General features: G+C 64.4%; 10 protein-coding genes. 8 read left to right on the forward strand and 2 right to left on the reverse strand.

What is annotated here, in order from left to right; translation table 11 throughout:
- Nucleotides 1–62 precede the first annotated feature (62 nt).
- The gene (locus tag HD592_RS02260) at nucleotides 63–707 is read right to left on the reverse strand and encodes a class I SAM-dependent methyltransferase (protein WP_184451554.1); all 645 of its coding nucleotides are present in this window, start codon (nucleotides 705–707) and stop codon (nucleotides 63–65) included.
- Nucleotides 704–1249 (reverse strand): 2-C-methyl-D-erythritol 2,4-cyclodiphosphate synthase, encoded by a 546-nt coding sequence (gene ispF / locus HD592_RS02265; RefSeq protein ID WP_184451555.1) that lies wholly within the window; start codon nucleotides 1247–1249, stop codon nucleotides 704–706. Before ispF ends, HD592_RS02260 begins: the two co-directional genes overlap by 4 nt.
- A 64-nt stretch (nucleotides 1250–1313) precedes the next feature.
- Between ispF and thrC the strand changes: the two genes are divergently transcribed.
- The 8 genes from thrC (at nucleotide 1314) to casB (ending at nucleotide 12910) form a co-directional block, all read left to right on the forward strand.
- Complete coding sequence (gene thrC / locus HD592_RS02270) at nucleotides 1314–2819, forward strand: threonine synthase (protein WP_184451557.1); 1506 nt, start codon at nucleotides 1314–1316, stop codon at nucleotides 2817–2819.
- Between the two features lie 94 nt (nucleotides 2820–2913).
- Entirely contained in the window at nucleotides 2914–4311 is a 1398-nt protein-coding gene (locus tag HD592_RS02275) for an SIR2 family protein (protein ID WP_184451559.1), read from the forward strand.
- A 41-nt stretch (nucleotides 4312–4352) separates the two neighbouring features.
- Nucleotides 4353–4520 (forward strand): hypothetical protein, encoded by a 168-nt coding sequence (locus HD592_RS02280; protein ID WP_184451561.1) that lies wholly within the window; start codon nucleotides 4353–4355, stop codon nucleotides 4518–4520.
- A 96-nt stretch (nucleotides 4521–4616) separates the two neighbouring features.
- Entirely contained in the window at nucleotides 4617–6068 is a 1452-nt protein-coding gene (gene cysS / locus HD592_RS02285) for a cysteine--tRNA ligase (RefSeq protein ID WP_184451563.1), read from the forward strand.
- A gap of 166 nt (nucleotides 6069–6234) precedes the next feature.
- Nucleotides 6235–7215, forward strand: coding sequence for a 23S rRNA (guanosine(2251)-2'-O)-methyltransferase RlmB (gene rlmB / locus HD592_RS02290; protein ID WP_184451565.1), 981 nt, complete (start codon nucleotides 6235–6237; stop codon nucleotides 7213–7215).
- 372 nt (nucleotides 7216–7587) lie between these two features.
- Nucleotides 7588–10602, forward strand: a complete 3015-nt coding sequence (gene cas3 / locus HD592_RS02295) for a CRISPR-associated helicase Cas3' (RefSeq protein ID WP_184451567.1) — start codon at nucleotides 7588–7590, stop codon at nucleotides 10600–10602.
- Nucleotides 10599–12287: a type I-E CRISPR-associated protein Cse1/CasA gene (gene casA, locus HD592_RS02300; protein ID WP_184451569.1), complete on the forward strand. Its 1689-nt coding sequence runs from the start codon at nucleotides 10599–10601 to the stop codon at nucleotides 12285–12287. The genes cas3 and casA overlap by 4 nt, the downstream gene beginning before the upstream one ends.
- Nucleotides 12284–12910, forward strand: a complete 627-nt coding sequence (gene casB / locus HD592_RS02305) for a type I-E CRISPR-associated protein Cse2/CasB (RefSeq protein ID WP_184451571.1) — start codon at nucleotides 12284–12286, stop codon at nucleotides 12908–12910. The genes casA and casB overlap by 4 nt, the downstream gene beginning before the upstream one ends.
- Nucleotides 12911–12959 lie beyond the last annotated feature (49 nt).

Below are 12959 nucleotides of genomic sequence, written 5' to 3' on the forward strand. Positions count from 1 at the left end.
GCGGCGAACCCGCGCACACGGCAGCGCCGCCAGCGGAGCGCCTCCGTGCGTCGGGGACGCGGTCAGGGAGCCCTGAGGACGAGGACGGCGTCCGCGCTGCGCGCCGCCGGAAGCTCCCCGGTGGCCGGAAGATCCTTCCACCGCTCCTCGGCGAGTTCGACCCTCCATTGCGCGACTTCCCCGTCGAGCGCGGACAGGAGCCCGTCCAGGCGGTACGTCCGCGCAGGACCCGGCCTTCCAGGGGGGATCACCGCGTGCGCCGCGACGAGGATCCTCCCGCCCGGGCGCAGGCGGCGGGCCTGCGCCGTGATGAGCGCGGCCAGCCCGCCGGGGGTCTCCTCCCCCGGGTGCAGGTAGAAGAAGGAGATGAGGTCGAAGGCTCCGGGAGCCGTGAAGGATTGAGCGGATCCGACGATCCCGGAGGCGCGGTCCTGAGCGCCGATGAGGCGGGCACCCTCGAGGTAGCGTTCGATCGCGGTCGCGGAGACGTCGACGCCGACGACCTCCCATCCGCGTTCGGCCAGCCAGAGCAGATCCGCGCCCTCACCGCAGCCGATGTCGAGGGCGCGACCGGGTTTAGCGCCCCCTGCGATTTCGGGGAGCAGGGGGGTGACGGCGCCCGACCACAAGCGCTCACGGGAGGCGTAACGCGCCTCCCAGTCGAGGGCCGTGCGCGCGAGGGCCTGGCCGTTCTCCTTCCCGCTCATTCGACCGCCCCGCCCTCGGCGCTCACAGCGGAGGGGACGAGGAGCGCGACCGCCGAAGCCGCCAGGCCCTCGCCGCGGCCCGTGAAGCCGAGGCCGTCGGTGGTCGTCGCGCTCACCGATACGGGCGCGCCGAGGATCTCGGACAGGCGCGAGCAGGCCTCGGGCAGACGGTGGGCCATGCGCGGGCGCTTCCCGATGACCTGCACGGTCGCGTTGGAGAGGGTCCAGCCGGCCGCTTCGGCCATGCGGCGGACTTCGGTGAGGAACTGCTCGCCCGAGGCGCCCGCCCACTCGGGGCGATCCGTCCCGAACACGGTTCCCATCTCGCCCAGGCCCGTCGCCGCGAGGATCGCATCGCACAGGGCATGGGCGGCCACATCGCCGTCGGAGTGACCGGATAGGGGCGTCTGGCCCGGCCATTCGAGGCAGGCGAGCATGAGCGGGGAATCCTGGCCGGTGCCAGTGCCAGTGCCGGTGCCCTCGCCTGCGGCGAAGGCGTGAACGTCGATGGCCTGACCGATGCGGAAGGGGGAAGCATTCATGGACTCAGGCTAATCGCTCGCGGACGGGGCGGCTCGTCCGCCGCCGCCCCGATAGGATCGGGGCGTGCGCTACATCTCCACCCGCGGTTCGGCGGATCATGCCCGCTCCTTCAGCGACATCCTCCTCGCAGGGCTCGCCCCCGACGGGGGGCTCTACCTGCCCGAGTCGTATCCGGTCCTGACGGCGGGCGACTTGGAGGAGCTCCGCGGCGTCCTCGAGAACGAGGGGTACGCGGCGCTCGCGGCCAGGGTCCTCGCCCTCTTCATCGATGACATCCCCGTCGAGGACCTTTCGGCGATCACCGCCCGCGCCTACCGGACGCCCGCCTTCTCCGATCCGGCGATCGTGCCCGTCTCGCACCTGCCCGGCGGCCTGTGGATCGCGCACCTGTCGAACGGGCCGACGGCCGCCTTCAAGGACATGGCGATGCAGCTGCTCGGCGAGCTCTTCGAGTACGAGCTCGGCCGCCGCGGCGACTGGCTCACCATCGTGGGCGCGACCTCGGGCGACACCGGCTCCTCGGCAGAGTACGCCCTGCGCGGCAGGCCCGGCCTGTCGGTCGTGATGCTCACCCCGGCGGGGCGCATGACCGCCTTCCAGCGGGCGCAGATGTTCTCCCTGCTCGACGAGAACATCGTGAACGTCGCGGTCGACGGGGTCTTCGACGACTGCCAGGACCTCGTCAAGGCCGTGAACATGGACCCCGCCTTCAAGGCCGCATGGCACATCGGCGCCGTCAACTCGATCAACTGGGCGCGCCTCCTCGCGCAGGTCGTGTACTACGTGGCCACGTGGTTGCGCGTCACCTCGGCGATCGCCGAGGGCGGGGCCGAGGAGCCGGCGGGACGGGAGGAGCCCCGCGCTCTCGACGAGGCCCCGCTCCCGCGCGTCAACGTCGTCGTCCCCTCGGGGAACTTCGGGAACGTGTGCGCCGCGCATATCGCCCGTCAGATGGGCGTGCCGCTCGGCGCCCTCGTCGTCGCGACGAACGAGAACGACGTCCTCGACGAGTTCTTCCGCACGGGCGTGTACCGGCCGCGCTCCTCGGCGCAGACCCTGGCGACCTCCTCGCCCTCGATGGACATCTCGAAGGCCTCGAATTTCGAGCGCTTCGTCTTCGACCTGCTCGGGCGCGATGCGGAGCGCACGGCCGGGCTCTTCGGGGACGCCCTGGCGCGCGACGGCTTCTTCGACCTGTCCGAAACCCCGGAGTTCGCGGCCCTGCGCGAGGACTTCGGCTTCGTCTCGGGCGCCTCCTCGCACTCCGACCGCCTCGAGGAGATCCGGCGGACCGAGGACGAGGACGCCTACCTCATCGACCCGCACACCGCCGACGGCGTCCATGTCGCGCGGGCGCTCGCCGAGGGGCTCGACGGACCGCTCGTCGTCATGGAGACGGCCCTGCCGGTGAAGTTCGCCGAGACGATCCTCGAGGCCACCGGCCACATGCCGCCCGTCCCCGCCCGTTTCGAGGGCGTCGAGGGCGGGGCCCAGCGCCTCGTCGAGATGCCCAATGATGCGGCCGCCCTGCGGGCGCTCATCGAGGAGAGGGTGAAGCAACTGGACTGATGGGGCGGGATGCGCTCACAGGGGAGGGCTCTGCGATGACGATTCGGACTGTGGATATGCGCAGTCGAATGGGGAGCTTCCGTAAGCTCGGCGCATGAGTGCAGCGGATATCTCGAACGATCTTCTTGAGAGCTTCGCGCCACTGGTCCGCGATGAAGCGCACCTCACCTTCGTCCTAGGCGCGGGAGCCTCAGCCCCGTCGGGCTTGCCGATGTGGGATGAATTCGCTCGGCGCGTCGCGCTTTCAAGCGGACTCGTCGACTCCGAAACGGCTGCGGGTCTCCTTCTGTCGCGTCAGGATCCTGCGCTCGTCCTCGAAGGAGCGCATGCGGCTGCTGGGGACCGCTGGGAGGACCTCCTAGTCGAAGCGCTCTATCGAGGGGAATTCGATCCGGTCCCTTCTCCTCTTCATTACGCGGTTGCCGGACATAAGGTCGAGCGACCGGATTCGACGACCGTGGCGACGTTGAACTTCGACGTGCTCCTTGAACAAGCGCTCGCGTCGAGAGAAGCGGACGGAACGGACACTGTCATCGAGATGAGCGGCCATCCGATTGATGGGGAGATGAGCGTCCATCACCTCCACGGAGTCGTCGCTCCGGGAATCGTCCGCTCACCCGTTGTTTCGCACTCCGATTACATGCACCTGCAGATCGCTGAAACCCCGTGGCAGCTCGACTTCCTCGATGCATGTGTACAATCCGGTCCCCTGCTCTTCACGGGCACATCGTACCGGGACCCGGATATTCGGCAGTGGCTCCATCGGATCCGGGCCGACAAGAGCCGGACCGCCTATGCCGCGATCGTCACGATTGTGCGCGAGGGATTGGGGCTGAGCCGAAAGGACTTCTCGTCGATTGAGGACGCGCTCGTCAAAGAATGGGAGTCAGTCGGCCTCTTAGCGCTTCGTCTTCACGACTTGTGCGACATCGCGACGGTCATCAGGGAGCTCGCCTTCGTCGGTCAGCCGGAATACGTCAGTCCGCAAGAGCGCGTGCGACGCATATGGGACGCTCACGCCGAGCAACTCAAAGACCTTCAATCCCGCTACTCCGCCGAACTTGAGCAATCGGCGCGGACCATCTCGAGTGCTGCCAGGTGCAAAGTGACCGCCCCGACCATGTGGCTGGCGGATGCGAGGGGAAGGATCGCCCGCTGGGCGGGCGGCGGTGTGATCCATCAGCGGATCCGAACGATGAGGCGCGTTCCTACCGGACACGACAGTCCGCGCATCGCGGGTGAGATCGTCGGTACAGAGGAGATGAAGCTCAAGGACGAACCGAGGAACCCGAATGTTCAGCCTGCGCGCAGATCCGTCCTCGGTGTTCCCCTCTACGCGAGTGATGGCGTGCATCCTCCGTTCGTGTGCGGAGCGCTGACCTTCGGAATGTCGGTGCGATCCGAGACTCTGCTCAAACGACGGGAATGGTACGACGCACTGCTCGATGTCGGCGACGAGTGGGGCGAGCGTCTGTCTCGGACCGCCTACTGAGAGAGTGTTTCTCGTTAGACTCGAAATGAGGGGGTGCGGAGATGGCATCGAAGAAGAACGCGACGAAGACGACCGGATACGTTCGCAGCTCGACGGGGTCCTACACCGTAAAGTCCACGCGGGATCCGAGGACGGGCAAGTTCGTCCCGTTCTCATCGGGCGGGGGCAAGATCGTCGTCGCTGAGTCGAAGACGAAGACGGCCTCATGATCCCGAAAGGGGTGAGGGCTCCTGCCAAGCTCGTCACCTCGTCCCGGAGGAGGCGCCCCGCCCTCGTTCCCCGGCCGCACCGGTAGGATCAGGGGCATGACGCTGCACCTGCACGACTCGAAGACGGCCCGCCTCCAGCCCCTCATCCCGGTGAACCCCGGGCGCGTGGGGATCTACCTGTGCGGCGCCACGGTGCAGGGCTCCCCGCACGTCGGTCACCTGCGCGCGGCGGTCTCCTTCGACACGCTCGTGCGCTGGCTGCTCCGCCAGGGGCTCGAGGTCACCTACGTCCGCAACGTCACCGACATCGACGACAAGATCCTCGCCAAGTCCGCCGAGGCGGGCGCCGACTGGTGGGCCTGGGCGTACCGATTCGAGCGCGAATTCACCGGGGCTTACGACACCCTCGGCGTTCTTCCGCCGACCTACGAGCCGCGCGCGACCGGGCACATCCCCGACCAGATCGAGCTCGTGCGCCGCCTCATCGAGCGCGGGCACGCCTACGACGACGGGTGCGGCAACGTCTACTTCGATGTTCACTCCCAGCCCGACTACGGGTCGATCACGCGCCAGCGGCTCGTCGACATGCGCACGACCGAGGACGAGGCCCAGATCGACGCGGCCGTCGAAGCGGGCAAGCGCGATCCGCGCGACTTCGCCCTGTGGAAGGCGCGCAAGGACTCGGAGCCCGAGACCGCTTCCTGGGAATCGCCGTGGGGGAGGGGGCGTCCGGGCTGGCACCTCGAGTGCTCGGCCATGTCGCGCCGCTACCTCGGCGACGAGTTCGACATCCACGGCGGCGGCATCGACCTGCGCTTCCCGCACCACGAGAACGAGCAGGCCCAGTCGCACGGCGCCGGATGGGAGTTCGCGCGCCTGTGGGTCCACAACGCGTGGGTGACGACCAAGGGCGAGAAGATGTCGAAGTCCTTGGGCAACGTCCTGTCCATCGGGGCTCTGACGAGGGACTTCCCGGCCGCGGCCGTGAGGTGGGCCCTGTCGACCGTTCATCATCGTTCGGCGATCGAATGGGGCCCGGAAACCCTGCCCGCTGCCGCTGCCGCCTGGGTGAAGTTCTCCGGCTTCGTCGAACGCGCGATCGACGCGGTCGGCGAGGTCCCCGTCGAGGATCTCGCCGTGCCCGCCTCCGAGCTGCCCGGTGGCTTCGTCTCTGCGATGGACGACGACCTCAACGTCGCGGGAGCGCTCGCGGTCATCCACGAGCACCTCAAGCGCGGCAATACCGCGATCGACGAGGGCGATGCCGCGGCCGTGAAGAGGGAGCAGATGCTCGTCCGCTCCATGCTCGACGTCCTCGGCCTGGATCCGGCGTCGCAGCAGTGGCGCTCCGGCCTCGGCGCGGGCGCCGGCGCGGATTCGTCCGAGCACGAGGCGCTCGACGCCCTTGTCCAGGCGCTCATCTCCGAGCGGGCCCAGGCGCGCGCTTCGAAGGACTGGGCGCGAGCCGACGAACTGCGCGACCGCCTCGCCGCGGCGGGCATCGCCGTGGCCGACGGTCGGGACGGGGCGAGCTGGAAGCTGGCGTGACGAACAGAGAGTCTGCTCGGTTCCGTTTCGCGCTCTCGTGGAATGCGCCTTGCTCCGCGTGAATCCGGCCGCAATGGGGCTGGGGGACTGCCGTTGCGCAGGACGGACCGGCTAGGCTGAACCGGATCAGTGGCGCCGGGAGGCGCTCGCGAGGAGAGGGGCACACATGGCTGGAAACGACGGACGCCGCGGAGCGGTGCGCAAGCCCGGCTCGAAGAAGGGCGCGAAGGTCGGCACCGGCGGTCACTCGCGCCGTCGACTCGAGGGCAAGGGGCCGACGCCGAAGGCCGAGGACCGGACCTACCATCCCGCCCACAAGCGCAAGCTCGCCCGCGAGGCGAAGGAGGCCCAGGAGGCCGCGATCGCGAGGGCGAGGGCGAAGACCTCGATCAAGATCGCTCCCGGCCATGAGCTCATCGCGGGCCGCAACCCCGTCGCCGAAGCCGTCCGAGCGAATGTGCCGGTCGAGCGCGTATTCGTCCTGGACAACATCAAGGACGACCGGGTTGAAGAGGTCATTCGGCTCGCCTCGACGATGGGTGCGCCCGTGTTCGAAGTGACGCGGCGCGATCTGGACGTCGCGACCGACGGCGCCGTCCACCAGGGCGTCGCCATCGAGGTCCGCGGGTACGAGTACATGCACGTCGACGACCTCATCGCGGGGGCGCTTCAGCAGGTCGGTACGCCCTTGCTCGTCGCACTCGACCAGGTCACCGACCCGCACAACCTGGGTGCCGTTCTGCGGTCTTCAGGGGCCTTCGGGGTGGATGGTGTGATCATTCCGGAACGCCGTTCGGCGGGCGTGAACACGACCGCGTGGAAGGTGTCTGCGGGGGCGGCGGCGCGCGTGCCCGTGGCTCGGGCGACCAACCTCGTCCGCGCGCTCGAGGAGTGCAAGAAGGCCGGATTCTTCATCATCGGCCTCGACGGGGGAGGGGACGCCCCCCTGCGCGACCTGCCCCTGGCGACTTCGCCTTTGGTGGTCGTCACGGGTGCCGAGGGTGCGGGACTGTCCCGACTGGTGCGTGAGGCCTGCGACCAGATCGTCTCTATCCCGATCTCGTCCGCTGTTGAGTCCTTGAATGCGGCCGTCGCCACCGGCATCGCGCTCTACGAGGTGGCGTCGGTGCGGGCGGAGGGGGAGTAGAGGCCCGCCGAGATTGGCGTGCCTTCCGCTTCGGAAAGCGCGACTGTTTTCCCGCCTACCAGCGGGTTGACCCGACTAAAACGCTCGGGAGGACATGTGGTCCCCGCTTCGATCTTCATCTTCGCGGGGCTGGTGAGCCGTGAGGTGACGATGTCAGCTCACGGCTCACGCGCATTCGAGTCGTTCCTCATCAGTGCGCCTCAAAGGAACTAGATCTCAGATCAATCTCTACGAAGGCATGTGTCGATTTTTTAAAGACTAAAACGCTTGGGAGATTGAGGGTTGACGAATATGGATCGCGAGATCTACGATGTTCATCAAGTTCCCCATAGGTGAGAGTCTCCTCTCGACCATGTGCATGTGGAGGTTGCAATGGCGCGAACGAAGGTTGTTCACGATGCGTTGGCATGTCAGACGCTCAAGCGACACGATGCTGAGTTCCTTGAGCCGCAGAGTGATCTCACCGACTCCTCCCTTTCGTTGCTGGCTCACTCATTTTGGGCGAAGAGCGGCAGGGGGAGGCCCGACTTGTGGCTCTCGGTTCCGCAGCACTTGATGGACGCCTCGGATGTCGCAGGGAAGCTCTTCGATGAGTACGCCTCGGAGCATCATCGGAAGCTCATGGCCTCGGTGTGGGGAGGGGATCAAGGTTCGGCCCGCTCCGCTTTGTGCTTCCTGGCTGCGGTGCACGATGTTGGTAAGTGCTCTCCAGCATTTGCTTGCCAAGTGCCGACCCTTGCGGATCTCCTTCGGCCCGAAGATCTCGAGGTCCCTCACTGGAAGGAGTTGCCTGGGCGTTCACGATTACCACACGGTTTCGTCAGCTACTTCGCCCTTGTCGAAGCAATCGTCGCAGGTGGTGGGGATGAGATTCGGGCCCGTCAGTGGGCCGCGCTCGTCGGTGTGCATCACGGGAGATATCCGAGCCCCTCGACCATGAATGATGCGAGAGCTGCCTATGCGGACACAAGACTGGCGGGCGCTGAACGATGGCGTGCGGCGAGGCGGGAAATCATCGAGTGGGCGGCGAAGCGAAGCGGATTTCCGCTGAGCGCTCCTGAGCCGAGCGCCTTGCCGAAACTGCCGATCGCGGTTGCCTCGGTGTACGCCTCGCTCATTGTCATGGCCGATTGGATTGCCTCGAACGAAGCCTATTTCCCTCTCATGCCGGTCGAACAGCGCTTCGCGTCGATGTGCCCCGCCGCCCAAATTCGCAGAGTTGAAGCGGGTTGGCGAGCTGCGCGCATGCCCTCGCCCATGCGCTTCGGAAGAAATATTGAGAACGACATTCCGAATCGCTATCGCCTCCGCTTTGGTTGGGGAGATGAGATCCGCCCAACGGCCGCACAGGTCGGTGCTGTGCAGGCTGCGGAGGACGATGACCCGGATCTCATGATCGTTGAAGCCCCGCCCGGTAGCGGCAAGACTGAGCTTGCTTTCTCCGTGGCTGAAGTTCTCATGAAGAAGAGGAGCCTTCAGGGTGTGATGGTGGGCCTTCCGACTCAGGCGACCACCGACGCCATGTTCGAGCGCGCCAAAGCATGGCTGAGGAGCATTCTCGAAGATGTGCCACAAAACCTGGGCATCTTCCTCGCCCATGGGAAGAACGAACTCAATGAGGACTTCCTTCAGCTTCTCGACAACGATGCTCGGGGGCTCGAGGTCTACGATGACGAATCTCCGCTCCTGGGATCGCACGGGGAGACCAAGCTTGGTGCGGGGCTCGTGGCGAACAGTTGGATGGCCTCGCGCTGGCGCAGCCTGCTCTCCCCCGTCGTCGTCGGCACGATCGATCAAGTGCTGCTCGCTGCCCTTCAGTCCCGGCATGTGCTCATGCGTCACCTCGGTCTCATGGGGAAAGTCGTCATCATCGATGAAGTGCATGCGGCTGACGCCTACATGGAGACCTATCTCGAATCTGCGCTCACATGGCTCGGAATGTATGAAGTGCCGGTCGTTCTTCTCTCTGCGACCCTCCCCTCGGCTCGGCGACGCGCCCTCGTCAGCGCCTATCAGCGAGGGCGGACTGGGAAGGAGGTCGGGACAGCGGCACTCGAGGGGGATATCGGCTACCCGGTGATCACCAGCCTCCCCTCGGATGGACGTCCGCCATCGGTGAAAGTCTTCGATGGTGGGCAGGACCACGTGAAGAAGACGATCCGCCCAGTGTGCATGGCGAGTGAGGAAGAAATCGGAGGTCACCTTCATGACCTGCTCGACGAAGGCGGCTGTGCCCTCGTCGTACGAAACACCGTGGACGAGGCCCAACGAACCTACGATGCCCTTCTTGGATTCTTCGACGCAGATGAGACGACACTCCTGCACTCCCGTTTTCTTGCGAGTGACAGGATCGTGCTTGACGCGAAGATGCGCGATCTTTTCGGGAAGAACTCGAGGCAGCGGCCGCGTCGGCATGTCGTCGTCGCTACGCAAGTGATCGAACAAAGCCTCGATATTGACTTCGACGTCGTTTTCACTGATCCGGCACCGATGGATCTCCTTTTGCAGAGGGCGGGCCGGCTGCATCGTCACATCGGCCGCATCAGACCTTCACGACTTCACGAGGCAGAATGCCTTGTGCTCCTCAAAACGATCGGCTCGGATCCGTGGGAGTACTCGAAGGGAAGCGAACGGGTGTATGGCGCGCACAGGATCCTCCGAATGCTCGCCATGCTCTCCGAGACCGGGCAGCTCACCGTCGCTGAGCCCCAGGACTACGCGATGCTCACTCAGCGCGCATACTCTGACGAACCCCTCGGTCCGAAGTCGTGGCAGGAACTCATGGAAGAAGCGCGGCGGGAAGTCGAGTCGAATGAGAACACTGCTCGACTCAGGGCCAATGAGTGGTCGCTCTATTCTCCTGAACTCCAGTCCTGGACGGGAGAATCGCTCTTGATTCACTTCTCCGGGAATGAAGCGACAGGTGAGGAAGCGAGTCCCGTCGGGCGGGCCGGGGCTCGTGCGGCGGTGCGCGACTCGGAGGACCAGATCCCCATCATCGTTGTGCCCATCGATCCCTTCTTGGGGGGAGTGGCGGTTGAACTTCCATGGGAAGGGGAAGGCGGCGAACTGCGCATCATTGAAACGAGTACATGGCCGTCGAGCGGCTTGGCCAGACGAATCCGCTCCTGGAGCGTCTCGCTGCCGCCCTGGAAGTTCAAAGAGAAGGCGGAGGATCTCGACGCCACGATCGCTGCAGTTGCACAAGCCATCTGGAAAGATGAACGCGTGACGAAGTGGAGGCTCCTCGAGCATCCCCTGCTCAGCGGCGAGCTTGTTCTTCCCATGGTCAAAGTCGACGAATTCTCGGACCGCCTCGAAGCAGAGGTTCGAGGGCGGCGACTCGTCTACACGAATCGACGAGGATTGGAGGTGCAGAACTCATGACGGAATCCGCTTACAACCTTCTCGACGAGAAATGGATTCCCATCCGCCTGCTCGACGGCACGGTGGATCATGTCGGTTTCCGAGAGCTCTTCTCTCGAGCAGGAGAAATCGCTGATCTTGCCTGCGAGCTGCCGACGGTGAGTTTCGCGATTAAACGGCTGCTTCTTGCGATCTGTTATCGAACCATCGATGTGCCAGATCTTGAATCCTGGGGAGAGATCTGGGACTCGGGTCTGCCGGAAGAGCCGATTCAACAGTATTTCGATCGGTGGAATGATCGTTTCTACCTCTTCGATCCTCAGTACCCCTTCATGCAGGCGCCGCAGCTCGCCACTCCGAAGGGCGCCGTGTCCGGACTGGAGAAGATCGTCGCCGACATTCCGAACGGCGAACCCTTCTTCACGATTCGACAGCAGCGCTCGATCGAGCGGATCTCCCCGGCTGAGGGCGCACAATGGCTGATTCATGCGCAGGCCTTCGATCCCTCAGGAATCCGATCAGGTGCGGTCGGCGACCCTGAGCAGACCAATGGAAAGGGCTATCCGATTGGCCCCAGCTGGACAGGGCAACTCGGAGGCGTATGGCTCAAAGGAGAGACCCTGGACGAGTCTCTGGTCCTCAACCTCGTTCCGCGAGATCGTCTCAAGACCAAGGGGCCCTCAAGCCTTGGCCCCCTCGGCGCCTGCTCTTGGGAAACGGATGAAATTGAGACGGCCATCCGTAGGAACTACGCGCAGAAGACGAAAGAAAATCCGAATGGCAATCCCGATCCTCAGGGATACGCGATCTCGCGGCTCCTCACCTGGCATTCCAGGAGGATCCGTCTTTTCGGCGATGTTGACGGTGTCACCGGTGTGATCCTAGCGCAAGGCGATAAGCTCGGGCCGCAGAACATGCAGGACTACGAGCCGATGAGTCTATGGCGGTATTCCGCTCCGCAATCAAAGAAATTCTCAAGAACGGTGTACATGCCGAGAAAGCACGAGCCGGGCCGTGCATTTTGGCGTTCGCTTCCGGGAACGCTTCCCTTTGTTGAAAAAACCAAGGGAGTAGACGGACAGGCGCATGATGCCTTTCTTCCCAGCGCAACCCTTGAGTTCCACGCATCGATCGAGAATCTCACCGTGTCGAAGGAGTATCCGATCCGGATTCGGCTCGAGGCCGTAGGCATTCAATACGGTGCTCAAGAGGCATCGATCGACGACATTTACCACGATGAAGTAGACCTCGCGACAGTTCTCCTCAGAGAGCGGAAGAGAGACTTCCCCGACCTTATTCGGACTGAAGTGGAAGCCGTCGAGCAAGTTGCGACGAGAATCGGCATTCTTGCGGCAAACCTTGCGCGAGCTGCAGGGGAGAGCGGCGAAGGAGTCGGCGATGGAGCCCGCGATCGGGCTAAAACGCGATTCTTCTCGTTGATCGATGCTCCCTTCAGGCAATGGCTGTCCGAAATTGCTGAGACTTCGAACATTGAATCTGAGCGTGATCAGTGGAAGCGCGTTCTTCATAATACGGCGCTCCATCTCGCCGGTGAACTCATCGATCGCGCACCCGAGAGCGCGCTGATCGGAAGAGATACAGGCATGACCTTCATGAGCGCATGGCGAGCTGAATCCATTTTCAGAAATGACCTCAATCGAATCCTTCAGTTGTCTGGAAGCGACACGAAAGGAGAATCAGCATGACGACATCGACCAAGCCGGGTGCTGATCGGCCCCGAGATCTAGGAGACGGGGAGGCGGTTCGGAAGCGAATGCTCGCTGTGATCGCCAGACTCAGTGGCCGGAGTCCCTCAGCAGTCGCCGGACGTGCGCAATTGCGTTCGGCCATTGCCAAGGAGCCCGGGAGTGATCCGGCGATTTGGGCATACACTCTCGAGGAAGGCCCCGAACGCCTTCTCGGCGATGAACCGACACGGGGTGAATGTGCTGTTCACCTTGCCCTTACCCTGTGGGCGCTTCATCAAGGATCGCATCCGACGCCGATGCACCTGGTGACGCGACGAGCATCGACCATCGGCGGCTCCGTTCGACGACTCGCAGTGGCGGCTGGTGCCGAGCATCCAGAAGAGCACTCGAGCTACAAACGTCTGTGTGCGATGATTGCGGCACCGACATTCGCGGCTCTTTCCGTCCATGCTCGAGGGCTCGTCGCGCTCCTCTCTTCGTCAGATATTCCGATGGATTATGGGCGATTCGCAGCGGATCTCTACGAGTGGCAGGATCCCGAGAGGCGATCCCGAGTCGTTCGACAGTGGGGACGCGACTTCGCGCGAACGCCTCATGATGACGAGCCGGAATCCGATTGAACATCAGCCCTCACCGCCTTCTCATTCCCCACTCAGTTTTCTTCGAAAG

Origin of the sequence: Schaalia hyovaginalis, from assembly GCF_014208035.1 — a bacterium.
Classification (GTDB): Bacteria; Actinomycetota; Actinomycetes; order Actinomycetales; family Actinomycetaceae; genus Pauljensenia; species Pauljensenia hyovaginalis.